We start from the raw sequence: 23,855 nt of genomic DNA, 5'->3' as shown, positions 1-23,855 counted from the left end.
CGATCCACCGGGGCGGGGTCTTGGTGGATGTAAAAAAGCGACATCCACCCCTGCAACCGCCTCCAGCCTCCAGCTTATTTCTGCTCGCTCTGCGGCGTCACCCGCAACACTTCCTCGACGGTGGTCAGGCCGGCGGCGATCTTCTGCGCGCCGGACAGGCGCAGGCTGCGCATGCCGTCCTTGAAGGCGGCGCGGCGCAGGGCGACGATGTCGGTATCGGCGGTGATCAGCGGCTTGATCGCGTCGTTGAGCAGCATGATCTCGTAGACGCCGGCGCGACCGCGATAACCGGTGTCGCGGCATTCCAGGCAACCCACCGCCTGTTGCGCGCTGCTCGGTAGCGGCGCGTTCCACGGTCGGGTCAGCGCCGCCCAGTCGTCGCCATCCAGTTGCAGCGGTGCCTTGCAGTGCGGGCACAGCGTGCGCACCAGGCGCTGGGCCATGACGCCGAGCAGGGTGGCCTTGAGCAGGTAATGCGGCACGCCCAGTTCCAGCAGGCGGGTGATCGCGCTGGGCGCGTCGTTGGTGTGCAGGGTGGACAGCACCAGGTGTCCGGTGAGCGCCGCCTGGATCGCCATCTCGGCGGTCTCCAGGTCGCGAATCTCGCCGATCATGATGATGTCCGGGTCCTGGCGCATCAGCGCGCGCACGCCGCTGGCGAAGGTCAGCTCGATGTTGTGCTGCACCTGCATCTGGTTGAAGGCGCCCTCGATCATCTCGATCGGGTCCTCGATGGTGCAGACGTTCACCTCCGGCGTCGCCAGCTGCTTGAGCGTGGTGTACAGCGTGGTGGTCTTGCCCGAGCCGGTCGGCCCGGTGACCAGGATGATGCCGTTGGGCTGGCAGGTCATGCTCTGCCAGCGGCGCAGGTCGTCGGCGGAGAAGCCCAGCTGGTCGAAGCCCTTGAGCAGCACCTCGGGGTCGAAGATGCGCATCACCATCTTCTCGCCGAAGGCGGTCGGCAGCGTCGACAGGCGCAGCTCCACCTCGCCGCCGTCCGGGGTCTTGGTCTTGACCCGGCCGTCCTGCGGCTTGCGCTTCTCGGCGACGTTCATCCGGCCGAGGCTCTTCAGCCGGCTGACCACCGCCATGGTCACCTGCGGCGGGAACTGGTAGACGTTGTGCAGCACGCCGTCGATGCGAAAGCGCACCGTGCCCTGCTCGCGGCGCGGCTCGATGTGGATGTCGCTGGCGCGCTGCTGGAAGGCGTACTGGAACAGCCAGTCGACGATGTTGACGATGTGCGAATCGTTGGCGTCCGGCTCCTGGTCGCTGGCGCCGAGGTTGAGCAGTTGCTCGAAGTTGCCGACGCCGCTGATCTTCTGCTCGGTGCCGCTGGCGCCGCTGACCGACTTGGCCAGGCGGTAGAACTCGACGGTGAAGCGCTGGATGTCCGCCGGATTGGCCACCACGCGCTTGATCGGGCGCTTGAGCACGTGGGTCAGGTTGGTTTCCCAGCCGTGCACGAACGGCTGGCAGCTGGCGATGGTGACGGCGCTGCTGTCGACCGCCACGGCGAGAATCCCGTGGCGCTGGGCGAAGGCGTAGGACATCAGCGGGGTGATCGCGGCGACGTCGATTTTCAGCGGGTCGATACGCAGGTAGGGCTGGCCGGCGTGTTCGGCCAGCCAGGTGGTCAGGCTTTCCAGGTCGAGCTTCTTGCCCGGGCGTTGCAGGTCGTCGAGCTGCTGCGCGGCGAGGAATTCCAGTGGGTGCTGGCGGTTGTTCACCGCGCTGCGGCGCACCGCCAGGCACTGTTCGGCGCCGTCCTGGTCGACGCGCCCCTGGGCGACCAGCTCGCGCAGCAGGTCGTTGAGATCGAGGAAACGGTCGGCAACGGACGGGGCGAAGGCGGACATCGAGGACTCCATGGGGGGCGGCAAGCTTCAAGCCGCAAGCTGCAAAGTAGACGCGCAAGTAGGGTGGATGTCGCTTTTTACATCCACCATAGCCCCGCTCGCTGGGACCGCCACCCGGTGGACCGCCACCCGGTGGATCGCCACCCGGTGGATCGGTGAAGCGTGATCCACCCTACGCCGGCTTGCGGCTGCTTTTCCCGCAGCTTACTTGGTCAGCGCTTTCCAGGCCTTGAGCGTCCACACAGTATGGGCCTGCTCGACGCGCAACTGACGTGTCTGCTCGTCCAGCGGCTGGCGGGCCAGTGCGTAGAGCTTGGCCAGCTCGCCGTACAGGCGGTCGACTTCCGGCAACTCCAGCACGCCGCGGGCCAGGTGCAGCCAGGCCAGCAGGCGCTCCATGCGCGGGCTCTGTTCGGCGAGGTCTTCGGGTTGCTGCCGGTAGCGCGGCAGTTGCAGCGCCTTGGCTTCTTCAGCCAGCAGATGCAGCAGCCACTTGCCCAGCTCGGCCGCGCCCTGGCGATCGCCGCGGGCGTTGCGCCCGGCGGTCCAGTTGCGTTGCAGCAGCCACAGCGAGGCTTTCAGCGAGAACAGGCCCCAGCGGGTCTGGCCGAGCTCGGCGGCGAATTGTGCGGGGGCCGCCTGGCGTACGCTTTCGTCGGTCTGGCCGGCTTCGACGCGCGGGCGCCAGTCCTGGATCAGCGCATCGAGCCGTTCGCGCAGTTCGCGGCTGCTGGCGCGCGGCGCGGCCTGGCCGAGGCTGCCGAGCAGGGCGCGCAGCTCGATGAGCTGTTGCAGCCAGTCGTCCAGCAGCTTCCAGTGGCCGTTGAAGCGATACTGCTCGGCCAGCCGCTGGCTGTTGCCGAGCAGCTGCCAGCCGAGGGCGGCCACCGCGTCGTCCAGTGCCATCGTCGCCTCCAGCGCGGGCGCCGGCAGGTTCAGGGCGTAGCCATCGGCGTCGTGCAGGCGGTAGCCGCGTTCGGCCTTGCTGATGTCGCAGGGCATCAGCGGCAGGTCGGCGGCCAGTTCGGCGGCCAGCTCCAGCAGCGCTTCGGGCTCGCCCTGGCGTAGTTCCAGCTCCAGTTCGCAGAGCTCTTCGGCCTGCTGGCCGGCGACCACTCGGCCCAGGTCCAGCGCCGCCTCGATCACCACCCGGGCCTTGCCGCGGCCCCAGGCGAGTTCGGCCTTTTCGCGGACGAAATCGGTGTTGAAGATCGGCTTCAGGGTCTTCTTGTCGAGCCCGGCGAGGCTGGCCGGCCAGCAGTCGTCGGTGAGCTTCTTCGTATCCAGCCTGGCCTTGTCCAGGTACCAGTCCCATTCGTTGCGCTCGGACAGCCCGGCGACGCTCTGGCCGCGGCTCTTGAGGGTCTGGATGAACTGCTCTCCGTCACGCCGCAGGCGCAGCGCGACCTTGGCCCCGGCCAGCGCGCGGTCGGCGGTGTCGTAGTACTGGTTGGACAGCTCGTGGCGCGACCAGCCGCTCTTGTTGCGCTTGTTCAGCAGCGGGTGTTCGCGCAGGGCGAGCAGGGTCTCGCGGCTGGCGCGTAGCTTGATTTCGGTTTCTTTCTGCATGGTGCCGACGGGGTGCCTATGATGTGTGGATGTTGCAGCCTGATGACGCACGGTAGCAGGCATGATGGCCTGTCCGTATACTTGCCGCCTCTTTCAAGCCGGGGCCATACCCTATGCCAGTCAATCCTTTCGTCAGCTTGTTCGGACGCTCGCCAATCGGCCCGATGCAGCAGCACATGGCCAAGTCGCATGAGTGCGCCGCGAACCTGGTGCCACTGTTCCAGGCGGTGATGGCCGAAGACTGGGAAATGGTCGAACAGATTCAGCAGCAGATGGCCCAGTTGGAAAACGAGGCCGACAAGCTGAAGAAGAGCGTTCGCCAGCACCTGCCCAAGAGCCTGTTCCTGCCGGTGCCGCGCTCCGATCTGCTGGACCTGCTGAGTGTACAGGACAAGATCGCCAACCGCGCCAAGGACATCGCCGGCCTGATGCTGGGCCGCTGCATGACCATCCCGCAGCCGTTGCAGCCGCAGATGCTGGCCTACGTGCAGCGCAGCGTCGATGCCAGCGCCCAGGCGCTCAAGGCGCTCAAGGAACTGGACTCGCTGCTGGAGACCGGCTTCAGCGGCCGTGAAGCCACGCTCGTCGAGAAGATGGTCGAGGAACTCGAGGAGATCGAGCGCGAAACCGACCGCATGCAGATCACGGTGCGCCGTGCGCTGTTCAACCTGGAAAAGGACCTGCCAGCTGTCGACGTGATCTTCCTCTACAAGATCATCGAATGGATCGGTGACGTGGCCGACCGCGCCGAGCGCGTCGGCAACCGTCTGGAACAATTGCTGGCGCGTTGAGCGCCAGCGTCCTTTCTGGGTTCTACAGGTAATTTTTTATGTCCTTTATCGCGGATTACGGCTTCGTACTCCTGGTGCTCGCCTGCGTGTTCGGTTTCTTCATGGCCTGGGGCGTGGGCGCCAACGACGTGGCCAACGCCATGGGCACCTCGGTGGGCTCCCGCGCCCTGACCATCAAGCAGGCGATCGTCGTCGCCATGGTCTTCGAATTCTGCGGCGCCTATCTGGCTGGTGGCCAGGTGACCGAGACGATCAAGAGCGGCATCGTCGACGCCGAGATGATCACGCCCGACCTGATGGTGCTGGGGATGATGTCCGCCCTGCTGGCCGCCGGTACCTGGCTGCTGGTGGCCTCGATGAAGGGTTGGCCGGTGTCCACCACGCACTCGATCGTCGGTGCGGTGATCGGTTTCGCCGCGGTGGGCATCTCGGTGGATGCGGTGCACTGGAGCGGCGTCGGCCCCATCGTCGCCAGCTGGATCATCTCGCCGATGCTCTCCGGCACCATCGCCTTCGGCGTGTTCATGAGCGTGCAGAAGCTGATCATCGATACCGACGACCCCTTCCACAACGCCAAGCGCTTCGTGCCGCTGTACATGTTCCTCACCGGCTTCATGGTGGCGCTGATGACCCTGTCCAAGGGCCTCAAGCACATCGGTCTGCACCTGAGCGGCGGCGAGAGCTTCCTGCTCGCCGTGGGCGTTGGCGTGCTGGTGATGTTGATCGGCGTCGCCCTGCTGACGCGCATCAAGGTCGACGTGGAGGCGGACAAGGCCTTCCACTTCTCCAGCGTGGAAAAGGTCTTCGCCGTGCTGATGATCTTCACCGCCTGCTCGATGGCCTTCGCCCATGGCTCCAACGACGTCGCCAACGCGGTCGGCCCGCTGGCGGCGGTGGTCGGTGTGCTGCAGTCCGAGGGCGCCGCGGCGATCAGCGCCAAATCGGCGGTGCCGGGCTGGGTGCTGCTGCTGGGGGCGGTCGGTATCGTCATCGGTCTGGCCACCTACGGCTACAAGGTGATCGCCACCATCGGCAAGCAGATCACCGAGCTGACCCCGAGCCGTGGCTTCGCCGCCGAGCTGGCCACCGCCAGCACCGTGGTCGGCGCCTCGGCCATCGGCCTGCCGGTATCCACCACCCACACCCTGGTCGGCGCGGTACTCGGCGTGGGCATCGCCCGCGGCATCGGTGCGCTCAACCTGGGCGTGATCGGCAAGATCTTCATGTCCTGGCTGGTCACCCTGCCGGTGGGCGCGGGCCTGGCCATCGTGTTCTTCCTGGTCCTGCGCGGCATCTTCACCTGATCGCCCGGGCGGCCCGTCGCGGTTGCCGATACGCCCCGTCGAGCTGACGGGGCGTATTCGTTTGCGGGTCCCGCCATGGCGCGTTTCGTGCTTCACTGGAGACTCTGTCCGCTCGCGCCACGGAGGTAACCGGTGCCCATTCCCTCGCTCAAGGAACAGTTCGCCGCGCTCGTTGCCGCACCCTCGGTCAGTTGCACGCAACCCGGCTGGGACCAGAGCAATCGCCCGGTGATCGAACTGCTGGCCGCCTGGCTCGGCGAGCTGGGCTTCGCCTGCGAAACCCCGGAAGTCGCCCCCGGCAAGTTCAACCTGCTGGCCAGCTACGGCAGCGGTCCGGGCGGGCTGGTGCTGGCCGGGCACAGCGATACCGTGCCGTTCGACGCCGCGCTGTGGGCCGCCGACCCGCTGAAGCTGCGCGAAGCCGACGACCGCTGGTACGGTCTCGGCAGTTGCGACATGAAGGGCTTCTTCGCCCTGGTCATCGAAGCGGTCCGCCCGTTGCTGGACCAGCCGTTCCGCCAGCCGCTGCTGATTCTCGCCACCTGTGACGAAGAGAGTTCGATGTCCGGCGCCCGCGCGCTGGCCGCTGCCGGCCAGCCGCTCGGGCGCGCCGCGCTGATCGGCGAACCCACCGGCCTGCATCCGGTGCGCCTGCACAAGGGCATCATGATGGAGCGCATCGACATCCTCGGGCAGAGCGGCCATTCGTCCAATCCGGCCTACGGCCACAGCGCGCTGGAGGCCATGCACGGGGTGCTGGGCGAGCTGCTGACGCTGCGTCGCCAGTGGCAGGGCGAATACCGCAACCCGTTGTTCGACGTGCCGCAGCCGACCCTCAACCTCGGCTGCATCCATGGCGGCGACAACCCCAACCGCATCTGCGGCCAGTGCGCGCTGGAGTTCGACCTGCGCCCGCTACCGGGGATGGACCCGCAGCAGTTGCGGGCGATCATCCGCCAGCGCCTGCAGCCACTGGCCGAGCGCCATCAGGTGCAGATCGAACTGGCGCCGCTGTTCCCCGCGGTGCCGCCCTTCGAGCAGGCGGCCGACAGCGAGCTGGTGCGCCTCGCCGAGCGCCTGACCGGACACCGCGCCGAGGCAGTGGCGTTCGCCACCGAAGCGCCTTATCTTCAGCAGCTTGGCTGCGAGACGCTGGTGCTCGGCCCCGGCGACATCGCCTGCGCGCACCAGCCCGACGAATACCTGCAGCTCGAACGCATCGAGCCGACACTGCAGCTGCTGCGCCGGCTGATCGGGCACTACTGCCTGCAGCCGGCCGTCCAGCCCTAGCGCTGGTACCGAACGAGACCCGCCACCAAAGGCTCCTACATGCACGACTACGTCACCTGGCTCCGCGATTCCTCCCCCTACATCAATTCGCACCGTGACCGCACCTTCGTGGTCATGCTGCCGGGCGACGGCCTGGCCCATGCCAACTTCGCCAACATCGTCCACGACCTGGTGCTGCTGCACAGCCTCGGCGTGCGCCTGGTGCTGGCGTTCGGCTCGCGCCCACAGATCGAGGCGCGCCTCGCCGCCCGCGGGCTGGCGCCGCGCTTTCATCGCGACCTGCGGATCACCGACGCGCCGACCCTGGAATGCGTGATCGACGCCGTCGGCCAGCTGCGCATCGCCCTCGAGGCGCGGCTGTCGATGGACATGGCCGCCTCGCCGATGCAGGGCGCGCGGCTGCGCGTGGCCAGCGGCAATTTCGTCACCGCGCGACCGATCGGCGTGCTCGACGGCGTCGACTACCACCACACCGGCGAGGTGCGGCGTATCGACCGCAAGGGTATCGGCCGCCTGCTCGACGAGCGCACCATCGTACTGCTGCCGCCGCTGGGCTATTCGCCCACCGGGGAAATCTTCAACCTCGCCTGCGAGGACGTCGCCACCCGCGCGGCGATCGACCTGCAGGCCGACAAGCTGGTGCTCTACGGCGCCGAGACCGGCCTGCTCGATGAGAGTGGCAAGCTGGTACGCGAGTTGCGCCCGCAGCAGATCCCAGCCTACGTCGAGCGCCTCGGCAGCCACTACCAGGCCGAGCTGCTGGACGCCGCGGCACAGGCCTGCCGCGGCGGCGTGCGGCGCAGCCACGTGGTCAGCTATGTCGACAACGGGGCGCTGCTCAACGAGCTGTTCACCCGCGACGGCGCCGGCACCCTGGTGACCCAGGAGCAGTTCGAGCAACTGCGCGAGGCGACCATCGAGGACGTCGGCGGGCTGATCGACCTGATCACCCCGCTGGAGGAGCAGGGCATCCTGGTGCGGCGCTCGCGCGAGGTGCTGGAGCGCGAGGTCGAGCAGTTCAGCATCGTCGAGCGCGACGGGCTGATAATCGCTTGCGCGGCGCTGTATCCGATCGCCGAGTCGGATGCCGGCGAACTGGCCTGCCTGGCGGTCAATCCGGAGTACCGCCATGGCGGCCGTGGCGACGAGCTGCTCGAACGCATCGAGCAGCGCGCGCGGCAGTTGGGGTTGAAGAAGCTGATCGTGCTCACCACCCGTACCGCCCATTGGTTCCGCGAGCGTGGCTTCGAACCGATCGGCGTCGAGCGCCTGCCGGCGGCGCGGGCATCGCTGTACAACTTCCAGCGCAATTCGAAGATTTTCGAGAAGCCGCTGTAGGGCGGGTGAAACCCGCGCGGACGGAGCCCAAGCCAACGCCGAAGCGGCGGGTTGCAACCCGCCCTACACCTGCGGCCTGCATCGCCCCGAGGGCGCGCCCACAGGATTCGGTGGAGTCTGCTGCTCTTGTGGGAGGCCCGCCCTCGGGGCGATGCTTTTGAGCTTGCAGCTGCTCTTTCAGACCCCGATGCTCAACAGGCTCGCCTGGTAGGCGGCGACGAACTGGTCGAAATCGGTTTCCTGCTGGGCTTCCAGTGCGGCCTGTTCGGCCAGCGATTGGCGTGATAGGGCCTCGAATTCGGCCAGCTCGGCCGCGCCCGGCGGCTGGCTGCGGAAGTAGTCGGCATGGGCCAGGGTCTGGCGCATGGCGAACTGGCTGAAGCTCTCGCCATGGCGCCGCAGTTCGTCGAGCACGCGCGCCGACGGCGTCAGGCTGCTGTCGGCGACCTTGGCCCGCTGCACGGCCAGGGCCTCGGCATGGCGTCGATCGCCATGGCTGCGATCGAGCAGGTCGGCGACCCGGCCGATTTCGTCCAGCAGTTCGTCGGCCCAGGTCGCCAGCGGCAGGCTCTCGCCGCAGCGGCGCAGCTGCAGGCCCGGGCGCCGGCCTTCCTTGACCACCTTGAGGAAGTTGTCGGTGGCGGCGCCACATTCGCCCTCGACCAGGCAAGGGCTGTCCTGCAGCGCGCAGAACAGCAGGAAGGCGTCGAGGAAGCGCGCCCCGCTGGCGTCGATGCCCAGCGGCAGGAACGGATCGATGTCCAGGCAGCGCACTTCGACGTACTGGATGCCGCGCGCGCGCAAGGCGTGCAGCGGGCGTTCGCCGCTGGCGGTGACGCGCTTGGGGCGGATGTTCGAGTAGTACTCGTTCTCGATCTGCAGGATGTTGGTGTTGAGCTGTTGCCAGTTGCCGGCGGCGTCCTTGGTGCCCAGCTCCACGTAGGGCGGGTAGGGCGTGGAGACCGCGCCGTAGAGGCTTTCGATATAGCTCGGCAGGTCGTCGTAGCAGGGCGTGAGGCCGGCCTGGGCATTGTTCTGGTAGCCCAGGTCGCTCATCCGCAGGCTGGTCGCCCAGGGCAGGTAGAGCGTGTCGGCGTCGAGCGTTTCGAGCTGGTGCGCGCGGCCGCGCAGGAAGCCGGCATCCAGCGCCGGCGAGGCGCCGAACAGGTACATCAGCAGCCAGCTGTAGCGGCGGAAGTTGCGGATCAGGCCGATGTAGCGCGTCGAGCGGTAGTCCTGTGCCGAGCGCGGATCGCCATCGTCGGCCTGCAGGATCGGCCACAGTGCTTCGGGCAGCGAGAAGTTGTAGTGGATGCCGGCGATGCACTGCATGGTCTTGCCGTAGCGCAGCGCCAGCCCCTGGCGGTAGACGTGCTTGAGCCGGCCGATGTGGGAGCTGCCGTATTCGGCGATCGGGATGTCCGCCTCGTCCGGCAGCGGGCAGGGCATCGACGGGCTCCAGAGGTATTCATTGCCGAGCTTGGCGTAGGTGAAACGATGGATGGCCTCGAGCTCGGCCAGGGTATTGCGTGGGTCGCTGTCGGTGCCGGTGATGAACTCCAGCAGCGCCTCGGAATAGTCGGTGGTGATCTTCGGGTGGGTCAGTGCCGAGCCCAGTGCCGCCGGATGCGGGGTCAGGGCCAGGTGACCCTGAGAGTCGACGCGCAGGCACTCGCGCTCGATCCCGTGCAGGCATTGAGTGAGCAGCGAACGCTGTGGGTGCTCGGCCAGCAATGCCAGACGATGGGAGAGGAGATCGCTCAACTTGTGGGTTCCTTCACGCGACGGTCGGCCCAATATGGGGGGGAGAGCGGCAAGCTTCAAGCCACAAGCTGCTTCTAAGTTAGAGGCAGGCGAAGGTCGCTTGCGCCTTGGCGATCAGCTTGTCGCCCTGGTGCACCTCGGCTTCGAGCACCTGGGTGCGCCGCCCGCCGTGCACAACCCAGGCGCGGCAGCGCAGTTCGCCATCGGTCACCGGACGAATGTAGTTGACCTTGCACTCCAGCGTCACGCTGTTCGGCGAGCCATCGCCCAGGCTGTGGCTGGCCTGGCCCATGGCGGTGTCGATCAGCGAGAACAGCGCGCCGCCATGCAGCTTGCCGTGCAGGTTGCGCAGGCCGTCGTGCATGGTCAGGCCGAGCACGGCCTCGCCATTGCCGACCTGGTGGATCTCCAGGCCGAGCAGACGGCCGAAGGCGCTGGAGTTGCCCACCGCCTCGACTTGGATGCTCATGCTTATTTCCTCAGCTGCTTGGCGTTGGCGAACAGCGCGGCCATGCCGGGGTTGGCCGGGGCCGGCTTGTCCTGCTTCGAATGGCGCTCGCTGCGCGGGGCGTTGCCGCGTGGCTTGCCGCCGCGCGGGCCGTCGGTCTTCTCGCCGGGGGTGTCGCTCATGCGCATGGACAGGCCGACGCGGTTGCGCGGGATGTCCACTTCCATGACCTTGACCTTGACGATGTCGCCGGCCTTGACCACCTCGTAGGGGTCCTTGACGAACTTCTCCGACAGCGCGCTGATGTGCACCAGGCCGTCCTGGTGCACGCCGATGTCGACGAAGGCGCCGAAGTTGGTCACGTTGGTCACCACGCCCTCGAGCACCATGCCCGGCTCCAGGTCGCTGAGCTTTTCCACGCCGTCCTGGAATTCGGCGGTCTTGAACTCCGGGCGTGGGTCGCGGCCGGGCTTGTCCAGCTCGCCGAGGATGTCGGTGACGGTGGGCAGGCCGAAGGTCTCGTCGGTGAATTTCTTCGGGTCGAGGCGCTTGAGGAAGGCCGAGTCGCCGATCAGCGAGCGGATGTCGCGGCCGGTATCGGCGGCGATGCGCGTGACCAGCGGATAGGTTTCCGGGTGCACGGCGGAGGCGTCCAGCGGGTTGTCGCCGTTCATCACGCGCAGGAAGCCGGCGGCCTGTTCGAAGGTCTTCTCGCCCAGGCGCGGAACCTTTTTCAGCTCGCTGCGGGACTTGAACGCACCGTTGGCATCGCGGAACTGCACGATGTTGCTGGCCAGCGTCGCGTTGAGCCCGGAGATGCGCGCCAGCAGCGCGGCGGAGGCGGTGTTGACGTCGACGCCGACGGCGTTCACGCAGTCCTCGACCACCGCGTCCAGCGAGCGCGCCAGCTTGAGCTGGGAGACGTCGTGCTGGTACTGGCCGACGCCGATGGATTTCGGGTCGATCTTCACCAGCTCGGCCAGCGGGTCCTGCAGGCGGCGGGCAATGGACACCGCGCCGCGCAGCGATACGTCCAGTTCGGGGAATTCGCGGGCGGCGAGCTCCGAGGCCGAATACACCGAGGCGCCCGCTTCGCTGACCATGATCTTGGTCAGCTTGAGGCCCGGCACCTTCTTGATCAGCTCGCCGGCCAGCTTGTCGGTCTCACGGCTGGCGGTGCCGTTGCCGATGGCGATCAGGTCCACCGCGTGCTTGGCGCACAGCTTGGCGAGGATCGCCAGGGTACCGTCCCAGTCGTTGCGCGGCGCGTGCGGATAGACAGTGGCGGTGTCCAGCAGCTTGCCGGTGGCATCCACCACCGCCACCTTGCAGCCGGTGCGCAGGCCCGGGTCCAGCGCCAGGGTCGCGCGCGGGCCGGCCGGGGCGGCCAGCAGCAGGTCGTGCAGGTTGCGGGCGAACACCGAGATGGCCTCGTCCTCGGCCTTGTCGCGCAGCTCGCCGAGCAGGTCGGTTTCCAGGTGGGTGTAGAGCTTGACCTTCCAGGTCCAGCGCACCACCTCGGCCAGCCACTTGTCGGCGGCGCGCCCGCGGTTGGCGATGCCGAAGCGCTCGCCGATCATCGTCTCGCCCGGGTGCATGCTGCCCGGCGTCTCCTCGCCGACCTTGAGGCTGACGCCGAGAATGCCTTCGTTGCGCCCGCGGAAGATTGCCAGGGCGCGGTGCGAGGGTACGCCCTTGAGCGGTTCGTCGTGCTCGAAGTAGTCGCTGAACTTGGCGCCTTCGCTTTCCTTGCCGGGCACCACGCGGGCGCTGAGGGTGGCGTTGTGCTTGAGGAACTCGCGCAGCCTGGCCAGCAGGTCGGCGTCCTCGGCGAAGCGCTCCATGAGGATGTACTTGGCGCCCTCGAGCACGGCCTTGACGTCGGCGAAGCCCTTCTCGGCGTCGACGAAGCGCTCGGCTTCGGTTTCCGGGGCCAGCTGCGGATCGGCGAACAGCGCATCGGCCAGCTCGCCCAAGCCGGCTTCCAGGGCGATCTGGCCCTTGGTGCGGCGCTTCTGCTTGTAGGGCAGGTAGAGGTCTTCGAGGCGGGTCTTGGTGTCGGCCAGGTCGATCTCGCGCTTGAGCTCGGGGGTCAGCTTGCCCTGCTCCTCGATGCTGGCGAGGATCGAGACGCGGCGCTCGTCCAGTTCGCGCAGGTAGCGCAGGCGCTCCTCCAGGGTGCGCAGCTGGGTATCGTCGAGGCTGCCGGTGACTTCCTTGCGGTAACGGGCGATGAAGGGCACGGTGGAACCTTCGTCGAGCAGCGCCACGGCGGCGGCGACCTGTTGCGGGCGCACGCCCAGCTCGTTGGCGATGCGGGAATTGATGCTGTCCATGTACCTACCTGGGTCAGTCAAACCATGCAGGCCGGGCCTGCGCGAAGCCGGCGATTATAGGGGAAGTGCGACGTCCGGCCTCAAGCGATTGCCGGCAGGCGGTCGTCTGCCGCACGGGCCCGGCGCTTCGACACCTGTCGCGGCGGGAAAAATCTGCTAACAATGGCTGCCAGTTGCGGCATTCAACACTGCGCCATAATGCGCCGTCGAACATCCGGGAGTCTCCATGAGCAGCATTGCGCCCGCCAGCGAAGGCGAAAAGATCCTCATCGTCGATGACGATGCCCGTCTGCGGCGTCTGCTCGAGCGCTTCCTCGACGAGCAGGGCTATCGCGTCCGCACCGTGGAAAACACCGAGCAGATGGACCGCCTGCTCAGCCGCGAGCTGTTCCAGCTGGTGGTGCTCGACCTGATGATGCCGGGCGAGGACGGCCTGTCCGCCTGCCGCCGGCTGCGCCAGGGCAACAACCAGATCCCGATCATCATGCTCACCGCCAAGGGCGACGAGACCAGCCGCATCCAGGGCCTGGAGCAGGGCGCCGACGACTACCTGGCCAAGCCGTTCAACCCCCGCGAGCTGCTTGCGCGCATCCGCGCGGTGCTGCGCCGGCAGGCGCCGCAGGTGCCCGGCGCACCGGCCAGCGAGGACGAGATCGTCACCTTCGGCGACTACCAGCTGTCGCTGGCCACCCGCGAGCTGACCCGGGGCGACCAGATTCACATGCTCACCACCGGCGAATTCGCCGTGCTCAAGGCGCTGGTGCAGCATGCCCGCGAGCCGCTGACCCGCGACAAGCTGATGAACCTTGCCCGCGGCCGCGAGTGGGACGCGTTGGAGCGCTCCATCGACGTGCAGATCTCCCGCCTGCGCCGGCTGATCGAGCCCGACCCGTCCAAGCCGCGCTATATCCAGACGGTATGGGGCGTGGGCTATGTGTTCGTGCCCGATGGCAACAAATGAAGCGGCAAGCCGTAGGTTGGGTTGAGCGCAGCGAAGCCCAACATGAGCGGATGGCCCGGCATGGCAAGACTTGGCGGCCGCCGCATGCCACCACGTTGGGCTTCGCCGCTACGCGACTCAACCCAACCTACGAACGTGCAGCTGCTTTTCTATGAAAACCCCGCTGTGGTTCCCGCAGAGTTTCTTCGCCCGCACCCTGTGGATGGTGCTGATCGTGGTGCTGTTCTCCAAGGTCCTCACGCTGGTCTACCTGATGGCCAACGAGGACGTGCTGGTGGACCGCCAGTACAGCCACGGTGCGGCGCTGAGCCTGCGCGCCTACTGGGCGGCCAGCGCCGAGGACCGCGAGCGCATCGGGCGCGCCGCCGGCCTGCAGCCGATAGCCGAGCAGAACGTGCCGCGCGGCGAGTACCACTGGCCCTACACCGAGATCTTCCAGCGGCAGATGCGTGACGAACTGGGCGACGATACCGAGGTGCGCGTCCGTATCCAGCCGTCCACCGCCATCTGGGTCCGCGCGCCGAGCCTCGGCCCGGACTGGGTACGGGTGCCGTTGTACGCCTACCCGCTGCGCGGCCAGCGCATCTGGAGCGTGCTCGGCTGGTTCCTCGGCATCGGCCTGCTGTCCACCGGTGCGGCCTGGATCTTCGTCAGCCAGCTCAACCTGCCGCTCAAGCGCCTGGTCTACGCCGCCCGGCAGATCGGCAAGGGCCGCCGCGTGCGCCTGCCGATCAGCGACACGCCGAGCGAGATGACCGAGGTCTACCGGGCCTTCAACCAGATGGCCGAGGACGTCGAGCAGGCCGGTCGCGAGCGCGAGCTGATGCTCGCCGGCGTGTCCCATGACCTGCGCACGCCGCTGACGCGCCTGCGCCTGTCGCTGGAGCTGATGGCCAGCGAAGACGAGCTGACCGAGGACATGATCCGCGACGTCGAGGACATGAACGCCATCCTCGACCAGTTCCTCGCCTTCGTCCGCGACGGCAGCGACGAGCCGGTGGAAACCACCGACCTCGGCGTGCTGATCCGCGAGGTGGTCGCGCCCTACAACCAGCAGCAGGAGACCGTGCACCTGCGCGTCGAGCCGATGCCGCCGTTCGCCCTGCGCCGGGTGTCGATCAAGCGGCTGCTGGTCAACCTCATCGAGAATGCCCTGCGCTACGGTGGCAGCGGGGTGGAAGTGGCGGCCTATGTCTCGGGCGACCAGCATGCACCCTACGTGGTGCTCAGCGTGCTCGACCGCGGCCCGGGCATCGATCCGGGCGAGCTGGAGGGCATCTTCAATCCGTTCATCCGCGGCGACCGCGCCCGCGGCGGGCAGGGCGCCGGGCTGGGCCTGGCGATCGTCAAGCGCATCGCCTCGCAGCACGGCGGCATCGTCGAGCTGCGCAACCGCGAAGGCGGCGGCCTCGAAGCCCGCGTCAGCCTGCCCCTCGGCCTGCTGCTGCCGAGGGATGCGATAAAGGCGTAAAAGCAGCTCAGAGCTCGAAGCTTGAAGCTTGAAGCTTGAAGCTTGAAGCTTGAAGCTTCCGGCTATCCCTTGCCCTTGGTACGGGTCAGGTGCGGGCCGCCGTTCTTCTCCAGGTACTGGATGATCAGCCCGGCGACGTCCTTGCCGGTGGTTTCCTCGATGCCGGCCAGGCCCGGCGAGGAGTTCACCTCCATCACCAGCGGGCCATGGTTGGAGCGCAGGATGTCCACCCCGGCGACGTTCAGGCCCATCACCTTGGCCGCGCGGATGGCGGTCATGCGCTCCTCCGGGGTGATCTTGATCAGGCTGGCCGAGCCGCCGCGGTGCAGGTTGGAGCGGAATTCGCCGGGCTTGGCCTGGCGCTTCATCGCCGCGATGACCTTGTCGCCGACCACGAAGCAGCGGATGTCGGCGCCGCCGGCTTCCTTGATGTACTCCTGCACCATGATGTCCTGCTTGAGGCCCATGAACGCCTCGATCACCGACTCGGCGGCCTTCTCGGTCTCGCAGAGCACCACGCCGATGCCCTGGGTGCCTTCCAGCACCTTGATCACCAGCGGCGCGCCGTTGACCATCTGGATCAGGTCGGGGATGTCGTCCGGCGAGTGGGCGAAGCCGGTCACCGGCAGGCCGACGCCGCGCCGCGACAGCAGCTGCAGCGCGCGCAGCTTGTCGCGCGAGCGGGCGATGGCCACCGACTCGTTGAGCGGGAACACCCCCTGCATCTCGAACTGGCGCAGCACCGCGCAGCCGTAGAAGGTCACCGAGGCGCCGATGCGCGGGATCACCGCATCGAAGCCTTCCAGCGGCTTGCCGCGGTAGTGGATCTGCGGCTTGTGGCTGGCGATGTTCATGTAGGCGCGCAGGGTGTCGATCACCACCACCTCATGGCCCCGCTGCTCGCCGGCTTCGACCAGGCGACGGGTGGAATACAGGCGCGGGTTGCGCGACAGCACGGCAATTTTCATTGAGCACCGGAAGAAGTGAGGATCTGGGGTTTGTCTTGGACGTAGGTTCGTGACGGATCGATCAGCCATTGCCCCTCGACCAGCGCCTTGGAGCCGAGCAGCAGGCGGTAGCGCATGGTCTTGCGGCAGGTCAGGGTGAACTCCACCGGCCACGCGTGGCTACCGAGGGCAAGCAGGGTACGCACCACGTAGCGGGTCTGCACCTGGCCATTGGAGCTCTTGATGGTCTTGCGGGTCACCAGCGGCGCCTCGCAGCGATGCCGGCGCTGCACCAGCGTGCCCAGGTGCGCGGTGAAGCGCACCCAGCGCTGGCCATCGCGCTCGAATTCGCTGATGTCGGTGGCGTGCAGGGCCGAGGTGCTGGCCCCGGTGTCGACCTTCGCGCGCAGGCCCACCACGCCCAGATCCGGCAGGGCGATCCATTCACGCAGACCGATGACGGTATGGGGGTCGAGTTTCTTCAATGGGAGTGTCCGAAGAATTTGCCGGCATTCTAGTCGGCGTGCATGACAACTGCATCCGTCTGTAACACCCTGAACGACCGATAGGAGACCGAGCTGGACGATGGCTGAAAAAGACGACGACAAGGTCCGCCTGGACAAGTGGCTGTGGGCCGCACGCTTCTTCAAGACCCGCGCGCTGGCCAAGGCGGCCATCGAAGGCGGCAAGGTGCATTGCCGCGGCGAGCGCTGCAAGCCGAGCAAGGAGCCCAAGGTGGGCGATGAGCTGGTGATCCGCAGCGGCTTCGACGAGCGCACGGTGGTCATCCGCGCGCTGTCGGCGGTGCGCCGCGGCGCGCCCGAGGCGCAGCTGCTCTACGAGGAGACCGCGCAGAGCCTGGCGGCGCGCGAAGAAGCCGCGGCGCTACGCAAGGCCGGTGCCCTCGGCCTGCAGACCGACGGCCGGCCGAGCAAGAAGCAGCGCCGGCAGATCGAACTGCTGCGCGCCTTCAAGCCCGACTAGTCGCGCAGCACCGCCAACTGGCGCAGCAGCGGCAGCCTGGCGGCCAGCTGCATGGGCGCACGTGCCAGCCCCTGCAGCAGCGCGGCGATATGCGCGCCCAGCGGCGTGCAATAGCCCCAGCCGATGGCCAGCAGGGCGATCAGCAGCCCGCCGACGAAATCATCGCTGAACCAGTGGGCGCCGGCCACCAGCCGCGGCAGCATGAACGCCAGGGTGATGCCGGATACCAGCGCGCAACGCCCGCCACGGGCGAACAGTGCCATGAACAGCCCCCAGAGCAGCAGCACCGAGGCGTGATCGCCGGGGAAGCTGCGGCTGGAACGGTCCTTGAGCTCGAATACCCGTTCCAGCAGCGGAAAATGATCGCTCAGCTGGTAGGCGCCGGCGATCGCGACCGACGGGCTGGCGTGCTGCCAGCCGAAGTGGACGGCCAGCTTGGTCACCAGCACGCGGATCACCAGCAGCACCAGCAGCAGGGCGACGAAGGTGAACAGCGCCGGGCGCAGCTGGTGCTGCGCGAACAGCCAGTCGCGCCGGATCAGCAGGGTCAGCAGCAGGGCGCCGACGAGGATGTCGAACACACGAACGCTGGCCAGTGCCCACAGCCAGTCCCACCAGGCCTGGTGACCCAGCGAGCCGTTGAGCAGATGGAAGGTCGCCTGATCGATTGCGTCCCAGAAGGTACGACTGGTCGGCCAGAGCCAGCTGAGCAGCAACAATCCGGCGAACAGGTGGGTGATGAGCCAAGGCAGTGGGCGCCAGCGCGCCTGGGGTGTAGTCACGGGCATGAGGGCGTCCCTGGGGTTGCGATGGCGCGCGATGCTAGAGCCTGCCCTTGCGCCTGTCCCGACTACCTGCGAGCCGTTCAGCCCGCGTTCAGCTTGGCCCTGTCCGGCGCATCCGTCCGGCGGCCGCCCTTGGTCCGAACCGGCTTTGCGCCTAAAATTGCCGCTTCCTCCGCCGTACCTGCGAGCTCCCGGCAATGCCCGATCAAACCCAGCGTTTTCTCTTCGATGATTCCGATGTGCGCGGCGAGATCGCCACGCTCGAGGAAAGCTACCAGCACGTGCTGGCCAAGCACGATTACCCCGAGCCGGTGGCACAACTGCTCGGCGAACTGCTGGCCGCCGCCGCGCTGCTGGTCGGCACGCTCAAGTTCGATGGGCTGTTGATCCTCCAGGCCCGCTCCAGCGGCGCGGTGCCGCTGCTGATGGTCGAGTGCTCCAGCGAGCGCGAGGTGCGCGGCATCGCCCGCTACCACGCCGAGCAGATCGCGCCGGGCGCGAGCCTCGCCGAGCTGATGCCCGAAGGCATGCTGGCGATCACCATCGACCCGGCCAGCGGCCAGCGCTACCAGGGCATCGTCGGCCTCGAGGGGGTCAACCTCGCCGCCTGCCTGACCGATTACTTCGCCGCCTCCGAGCAGCTGCCGACACGCTTCTGGCTCAACGCCGACAGCCGCCGGGCCTGTGGCCTGCTGCTGCAGCAGCTGCCGGCCGACCGCATCAAGGATGCCGAGGAACGTGACGCCAGCTGGGAGCACCTGCGCACCCTGGCCGACACGCTGACCGCCGAGGAGCTGCTGGGGCTGGACAGCGAGACCCTGCTGCATCGCCTTTACCACCAGGAGCAGCTGCGCCTGTTCGATGCGCGCCCGATCCAGTTCCGCTGCAGCTGCTCGCGCGAGCGCTCGGCCCGCGCGCTGGTCAGCCTGGGCCGGCACGATGCCGAGCAACTGGTTGCCGAACAGGGCGGTACGGTCAGCATCGATTGCCAGTTCTGCAACCAGCAGTACACCTACGACGCGGCGGACATCGCCCAGCTGTTCGCCGGTGGCGGCAGCGACGCGCCTTCGGATACCCGCCACTGACGCGCCGGGGCGCCGGCGCGTGCGATACCCGGCCGGGCGCGGTGGACGAAACGCCCGCCGCGCCCGGTGAACCTTTTGGCCATCACAGGCTCATACCCAGCGCGACGCATTTTCTGGCATAATCGCGCGCACTTTTTTCGATGTAGTTCACCGTCCGGTGGGCTACAACAGCATGGAGGAATCGGCCCAGGGCCGACGGGGACACTCATGACGCAAGCCACCAACGCCGTGTACACCGACATCAGCACCGCTCAATTGATCGAAGAAGCCGTCAGGCGCGGCGAGGGCGAGCTGTCCGCCGATGGCTCTCTGGTGGTGAAGACCGGGCATCGCACGGGCCGTTCCCCGGCTGACCGCTACATCGTCGAAGAGCCCAGCACCCAGCACAAGATCGCCTGGGGCCCGATCAACCGGCCGTTCCCGGCGGGCAACTTCGAGGCCCTGTGGAACCGCGTCGAAGCCTACCTGGGCGAGCGTGACAGCTTCGTGTCGCACGTGCACGTCGGTGCCGACCCCGAGCACTACCTCCCCGTCAAGATGGCCACCGAAACGGCCTGGCACAACCTGTTCGGCCGTTGCCTGTTCATCACCCCGGAGCGTTTCAACCCGGCCGGCCTGGGCGAATGGCGCATCCTCAACGCGCCGTTCTTCCAGTGCGTGCCCGAGCGCGACGGCACCAATTCCGATGGCTGCGTGATCCTCAACTTCGCCGAGAAGAAGGTGCTGATCGCCGGCATGCGCTACGCCGGTGAAATGAAGAAGGCCATGTTCTCCGTGCAGAACTTCCTGCTGCCGGACGTCGACGTGCTGCCGATGCACTGCGCCGCCAACATCGGCGAAGACGGCGACACCACCCTGTTCTTCGGCCTGTCCGGCACCGGCAAGACCACCCTGTCGGCCGACGAGAGTCGCTACCTGATCGGCGACGACGAGCACGGCTGGGGCGTCGGTCGCGTGTTCAATATCGAGGGCGGCTGCTACGCCAAGTGCATCGACCTGTCCGAGAAGAACGAGCCGGTGATCTGGAAGGCCATCAAGTTCGGCGCCGTGCTGGAGAACGTGGTGCTCGACGCGCGCACCCGCCTGCCCGACTACGCCGACGCCAGCCTGACCCAGAACAGCCGCGCCGCCTATCCGCTGGAGCACGTCGAGAAGCGTAGCGAGAAGAACCTCGGCGGCGAGCCGAACGCGGTGATCTTCCTCACCTGCGACCTGACCGGCGTGCTGCCGCCGGTGTCGATCCTCAACAACGAGCAGGCCGCCTACCACTTCCTCTCCGGCTACACCGCGCTGGTCGGCTCCACCGAGATGGGTTCGGGCAGCGGCATCAAGTCGACCTTCTCCACCTGCTTCGGCGCGCCGTTCTTCCCGCGTCCGGCCGGCGAATACGCCGAGCTGCTGATCAAGCGCATCAACGGCTTCGGCTCCAAGGTCTACCTGGTCAACACCGGCTGGACCGGCGGCGGCTACGGCGTCGGCAAGCGCTTCAACATCCCCACCACCCGCGCGGTGATCGCGGCGATCCAGAGCGGCGCGCTGGTCGGTGCCGAGACCGAGCACCTGCCGATCATCAACCTGGACGTGCCGAAGGCTGTCGCTGGCGTCGAGACCCAGCTGCTCAACCCGCGCAACACCTGGGCCGACAAGGGCGCCTACGACCAGGCGGCCAAGGAACTGGCGGCCAAGTTCATCGAGAACTTCAAGAAGTTCGATGTCTCCGATGCGATCAGGAGCGCCGGCCCGCAGCTCTGAGCCGCACCGTTCGCATCCGCGTCAAGGCCGCCTCCGGGCGGCTTTTTCGTTTGCGCATAGACATACTCCTGTAGGAGCGGGCCATGCCCCGCGAATATTCCAGCGCGCAAAGCTTGGCGGGCAGGGCCCGCTCCTACGGACGTTCAGAACACCTCGATACTTCGAGCAACATGCAATCGGGCAGAGCCTTTTCGTTGCGCGCAACAAGCATCGAAACAATCGATGATCAACATCAGTCGGCTCGCGTGGATTCGATCGATCGTCGCCCTTAGCATTACCCGTTACATTCGCCCGAGGAGTCGTCATGAACACCGAAGAAGCCATTCGCAGCCGCCGCGCCGTCAAAGCCTATGATCCGGCGTTCCAGCTCAGCCGCGAGGAAAAGGACGAACTGCTGCGGCTGGCGCTGTTCGCGCCGTCGGCCTTCAACCTGCAGCATGTCCGGCTGGTCGAGGTGAGCGACCCGGCCCTGCGCGCGCAGATCCGCGAGGCGGGCTGGAACCAGGCACAGATGACCGACGCCTCGATGCTGGTGGTGGTCTGCGCCCAGCTCGACAGCTGGTCGCAGAATGTTCGCCGCGTCTGGGAGGGGGCGCCTGCCGAGGTGCAGGACTACATGGCCGCTGCCATCGATGCCTACTACCGCGACAAGCCGCAGGTGCAGCGCGACGAAACCATGCGCAGCTGCGGGCTGATGGCGCAGACGCTGATGCTGGCGGCGCGCGCCAGGGGCCTGGAGTCCTGCCCGATGGATGGCTTCGACTTCGCCGCGGTGGCCAAGCTGATCAACCTGCCGGAAAACCACGTGATCGCCCTGATGGTCGCGGTGGGCAAGGGAACGGTCGAGCCCAAGCCACGGGTCGGCAAGCTGCCGTTCGACGAGGTGGTGATCCGCGACCGCTTCTGAGGCGTCGCTTCATGAAACGCCCGCGCGGGCCCGTCTCGCGCGGGCGTCGTTGTTTTCAGTGGATGAGGCCCAGTAGCGTATCGGCGACGCCCTTGGTGCGCCCGGACATGCTCGCGGTATGCCGGCTGGTCGCTTCCAGCGTGTCGAGCAGATCGGTCAGCGCGCCGACGTCGGCCGACTGCGCTTCGATGTGCTCGGCGACCTGGCGGATCTCGGCGGCCAGGCGGCCGATGTCCGTGCTGATTTCCTCGGCATTCTGCCCGGTCTTCTCGGCGAGTTTGCGGACCTCGTCGGCGACCACCGCGAAGCCGCGCCCCAGATCGCCGGCGCGGGCGGCCTCGATGGCGGCGTTGAGCGCCAGCAGGTTGGTCTGCCCGGCGATCTGCTGGATCACCTGGACCACGGACTGGATGCGCTGGCTGGACTGCGCCAGGTCGCGCGTGCTGGAGACCACCGCGTCGGCCTGGCCGACCATCTGCTTGATGGAGTCGCCGGCGCGGTCGATCACCGCGGCCTGCTGGCCGATGTTCAGGCCCAGCGTGTCCATCGAGCCATGCAGCTCGGTGGCGCACAGGCGCAACTGCTCGGCCAGCGCCTGGCGCTGCGCTTCGGCCTGCGCCAGTACCTGCCCGAGGTCGGCCAGGCCGCGGAACACCGGGCGGATGTGCTCGTCCAGGCCGTCGATGTCCAGGCTGCTACTGAAATCCTGGCGCTTGAACTGCTCGATCTGCTTGACCACCACCTGGCTCAGGCCGGCGAGCTTCTTCACCTGTCGGCGCAGGAAGAACGCCTTGAACTCGCCGTGGTAGGCGATGAAGCGGTCGGTGTAGTCGTCGCCAAAGGCCGCTCCGGCCGGTACCCGGAAGAAGAACACGGCCGTCAGCGTCTGGTTCAGGTTCAACCCGAGGATCTCACCGAAGGTCGAGTATCCCAGCACCGGCACGCCGGCGAAGACGTTGCCCATCTCGGCCAGTGTCGATGGGTTGTTCAGGCGCCGGAGGATGCAGTCGTTGAGAATGCCGACCAGCGGCTTGCCCGGCTTGTCCCGCATGAAGCGCTGGAAGTCGCGGCGAGTCGCCTCCGGCAGTGGCGTGCGGCGCACCATCACCAGTTCCTCGCCGGGCGCGACGTCGCAGAACAGGTGGACGCGCTGGTTCGCTGGATCGATGCGCGAGATCGAACGCACGAAGTATTCCTCGCCCACGCGAATGGCGAACGAGTAGTCGGCCAGCCGCGCGTCCAGGGCCTGCTCGCTGCAGTCCAGGGCCTGGCAGAGGGCGGCGACCATCGTGCGGATGTTGCCTTGGGCGTCGACCACCTGGCTGATGTAGCGTTCTTCCAGCGAGGCACTGAGGACGCTCAGGCGCACGGGGGTCGGCTCGAAGTTCTGGCTCTTGAAGACGCCGAAGCGCACCTGCCGGGCGCACTTGAGAAAGACGATCAGGGCGTGGTTCTCATAGCTGCGCGTGCCGTCGTGCAGGCGGGTGTGCTGGAAATCCAGCGTACCGCCGGCCGAGCCACCGACGAACAGGCAGGGGAAACGGCCCGACTCGTAGAGCGCCTCCATGAAGAACGACTCGGATGCCGACAGGCCATCGAAGAAGGCCATGGCGAGGGTGTCGCGGTGATCGATCGGCAGGCCGACCTGCAGCCGGCGGATCGAGTCGACGAGCCGGGCGATGCGTTCGGCCATGCCCAGCTGCGGGCCGCCACCGCGAATGTCGCGACATTCCAGCGGCACGTGGACGATCTCTGCCTGGGCGATGACGCTGGCGTCGAACAGTTGCAGCACCACCCGGTCCCAGCGCTCGCCGGTGGCGCAGTACAGCCGGCCCTGGTCGCTGCACAGCTCGCCGGCGGTGGTGCACAGGCTCAGCACCGCCTGCGGGAAGCGCTGGCGGATCTGCCGGGCCACGGCGTCCAGATCCAGATGGGGCGAGACGAAGCCGGCGATGTAGGTCGGCGTGAAGCGCAGCGCCGCCAGTTGCGGGGCAAGCTCGGCGGCGGAGCTGAGCAGGCTCAGCACACCGTCGGCGGCAGCGCCCTGGCCGGACGCGAGGCGGGAGAAGGAAAACATGCGGACTCTCACAGGCAGGGACGTGGTGCCGCCTGCCGGTGCGGCGAGAGCGCCCACCGGCGGCCAGCCGGACGCCTTGACCCTAGCGACAACGCCCGCAGTGGCCAATGACACCTTGGTACTGCGCCTGAAGTCGTAGCCGTGCCGAACGGCCTGCCGGTCCACGAGCCGGCTCCGGCGCGGCCGT

19 protein-coding genes are annotated in these 23,855 nt (G+C 67.5%); 10 read left to right on the top strand and 9 right to left on the bottom strand.

The genetic code is table 11. From position 1 onward, the window contains the following. Positions 1 to 74 precede the first annotated feature (74 nt). Both CXK94_RS01570 and CXK94_RS01565 read right to left on the bottom strand, forming a co-directional pair. On the bottom strand, positions 75 to 1,859 hold the full coding sequence (locus tag CXK94_RS01570; protein ID WP_102893021.1) for a GspE/PulE family protein: 1,785 nt from the start codon (positions 1,857 to 1,859) through the stop codon (positions 75 to 77). 204 nt (positions 1,860 to 2,063) lie between these two features. Beyond that, positions 2,064 to 3,428, bottom strand: coding sequence for an inorganic triphosphatase (locus tag CXK94_RS01565; protein WP_102893020.1), 1,365 nt, complete (start codon positions 3,426 to 3,428; stop codon positions 2,064 to 2,066). 113 nt (positions 3,429 to 3,541) lie between these two features. Here CXK94_RS01565 and CXK94_RS01560 point away from each other — a divergent pair, with 113 nt between their 5' ends. The 4 genes from CXK94_RS01560 (at position 3,542) to argA (ending at position 8,151) form a co-directional block, all read left to right on the top strand. Next, the gene (locus CXK94_RS01560; RefSeq protein ID WP_102893019.1) at positions 3,542 to 4,219 is read left to right on the top strand and encodes a TIGR00153 family protein; all 678 of its coding nucleotides are present in this window, start codon (positions 3,542 to 3,544) and stop codon (positions 4,217 to 4,219) included. A gap of 38 nt (positions 4,220 to 4,257) precedes the next feature. Next, complete coding sequence (locus CXK94_RS01555; protein WP_037041945.1) at positions 4,258 to 5,523, top strand: inorganic phosphate transporter; 1,266 nt, start codon at positions 4,258 to 4,260, stop codon at positions 5,521 to 5,523. A gap of 132 nt (positions 5,524 to 5,655) precedes the next feature. Beyond that, positions 5,656 to 6,813, top strand: a complete 1,158-nt coding sequence (gene argE / locus CXK94_RS01550) for an acetylornithine deacetylase (protein ID WP_102893018.1) — start codon at positions 5,656 to 5,658, stop codon at positions 6,811 to 6,813. A gap of 39 nt (positions 6,814 to 6,852) precedes the next feature. Beyond that, positions 6,853 to 8,151, top strand: a complete 1,299-nt coding sequence (gene argA / locus CXK94_RS01545; RefSeq protein WP_102893017.1) for an amino-acid N-acetyltransferase — start codon at positions 6,853 to 6,855, stop codon at positions 8,149 to 8,151. Between the two features lie 177 nt (positions 8,152 to 8,328). Here argA and gshA read toward each other — a convergent pair whose 3' ends face one another. From gshA to CXK94_RS01530, 3 genes are all read right to left on the bottom strand, one after another. Next, entirely contained in the window at positions 8,329 to 9,915 is a 1,587-nt protein-coding gene (gene gshA, locus CXK94_RS01540; protein WP_102893016.1) for a glutamate--cysteine ligase, read from the bottom strand. A 79-nt stretch (positions 9,916 to 9,994) separates the two neighbouring features. Continuing rightward, positions 9,995 to 10,384, bottom strand: a complete 390-nt coding sequence (locus CXK94_RS01535; RefSeq protein ID WP_014595543.1) for a PaaI family thioesterase — start codon at positions 10,382 to 10,384, stop codon at positions 9,995 to 9,997. Positions 10,385 to 10,386: 2 nt separating this feature from the next. Beyond that, on the bottom strand, positions 10,387 to 12,699 hold the full coding sequence (locus tag CXK94_RS01530; RefSeq protein WP_102893015.1) for a Tex family protein: 2,313 nt from the start codon (positions 12,697 to 12,699) through the stop codon (positions 10,387 to 10,389). 226 nt (positions 12,700 to 12,925) lie between these two features. Here CXK94_RS01530 and ompR point away from each other — a divergent pair, with 226 nt between their 5' ends. After that, the gene (gene ompR / locus CXK94_RS01525; RefSeq protein WP_102893014.1) at positions 12,926 to 13,660 is read left to right on the top strand and encodes a two-component system response regulator OmpR; all 735 of its coding nucleotides are present in this window, start codon (positions 12,926 to 12,928) and stop codon (positions 13,658 to 13,660) included. Between the two features lie 151 nt (positions 13,661 to 13,811). Then, positions 13,812 to 15,131 carry an ATP-binding protein gene (locus CXK94_RS01520; RefSeq protein ID WP_102893013.1) on the top strand — a complete coding sequence of 440 codons (1,320 nt, stop codon included), beginning with the start codon at positions 13,812 to 13,814 and terminating at the stop codon, positions 15,129 to 15,131. A gap of 62 nt (positions 15,132 to 15,193) precedes the next feature. Here CXK94_RS01520 and rimK read toward each other — a convergent pair whose 3' ends face one another. Together rimK and CXK94_RS01510 are read right to left on the bottom strand one after the other, a co-directional pair. Next, positions 15,194 to 16,099 carry a 30S ribosomal protein S6--L-glutamate ligase gene (gene rimK / locus CXK94_RS01515; RefSeq protein ID WP_014821965.1) on the bottom strand — a complete coding sequence of 302 codons (906 nt, stop codon included), beginning with the start codon at positions 16,097 to 16,099 and terminating at the stop codon, positions 15,194 to 15,196. Further along, positions 16,096 to 16,563: an ATP-dependent zinc protease gene (locus CXK94_RS01510; protein ID WP_102893012.1), complete on the bottom strand. Its 468-nt coding sequence runs from the start codon at positions 16,561 to 16,563 to the stop codon at positions 16,096 to 16,098. The genes rimK and CXK94_RS01510 overlap by 4 nt, the downstream gene beginning before the upstream one ends. Positions 16,564 to 16,663: 100 nt before the next feature. Here CXK94_RS01510 and CXK94_RS01505 point away from each other — a divergent pair, with 100 nt between their 5' ends. Continuing rightward, positions 16,664 to 17,062 (top strand): RNA-binding S4 domain-containing protein, encoded by a 399-nt coding sequence (locus CXK94_RS01505; RefSeq protein ID WP_037041931.1) that lies wholly within the window; start codon positions 16,664 to 16,666, stop codon positions 17,060 to 17,062. On the opposite strand, the gene CXK94_RS01500 is transcribed toward CXK94_RS01505, so the two are convergent. Next, positions 17,059 to 17,850, bottom strand: coding sequence for a phosphatase PAP2 family protein (locus CXK94_RS01500; RefSeq protein WP_102893011.1), 792 nt, complete (start codon positions 17,848 to 17,850; stop codon positions 17,059 to 17,061). The genes CXK94_RS01505 and CXK94_RS01500 overlap by 4 nt on opposite strands. Positions 17,851 to 18,044: 194 nt before the next feature. On the opposite strand from CXK94_RS01500, the gene hslO reads away from it, so the two are divergent. The 3 genes from hslO (at position 18,045) to CXK94_RS01485 (ending at position 21,591) form a co-directional block, all read left to right on the top strand. Continuing rightward, on the top strand, positions 18,045 to 18,932 hold the full coding sequence (hslO, locus tag CXK94_RS01495; RefSeq protein ID WP_102893010.1) for an Hsp33 family molecular chaperone HslO: 888 nt from the start codon (positions 18,045 to 18,047) through the stop codon (positions 18,930 to 18,932). 207 nt (positions 18,933 to 19,139) lie between these two features. Further along, positions 19,140 to 20,684, top strand: a complete 1,545-nt coding sequence (locus CXK94_RS01490) for a phosphoenolpyruvate carboxykinase (protein ID WP_102893009.1) — start codon at positions 19,140 to 19,142, stop codon at positions 20,682 to 20,684. Positions 20,685 to 20,988: 304 nt separating this feature from the next. Beyond that, a complete protein-coding gene (locus CXK94_RS01485) occupies positions 20,989 to 21,591 on the top strand; it encodes a nitroreductase family protein (RefSeq protein ID WP_037041917.1) in 603 nt (200 codons plus the stop codon). A 55-nt stretch (positions 21,592 to 21,646) separates the two neighbouring features. Here the strand turns inward: CXK94_RS01485 and CXK94_RS01480 are convergent, their stop codons facing one another. Next, a complete protein-coding gene (locus CXK94_RS01480) occupies positions 21,647 to 23,668 on the bottom strand; it encodes a methyl-accepting chemotaxis protein (protein ID WP_102893008.1) in 2,022 nt (673 codons plus the stop codon). Between the last annotated feature and the right edge of the window lie 187 nt (positions 23,669 to 23,855).

This window comes from Stutzerimonas stutzeri, assembly GCF_002890915.1.
GTDB classification, from domain to species: domain Bacteria; phylum Pseudomonadota; class Gammaproteobacteria; order Pseudomonadales; family Pseudomonadaceae; genus Stutzerimonas; species Stutzerimonas stutzeri_AF.
This window is presented reverse-complemented; position numbering and strand designations above follow the sequence as displayed.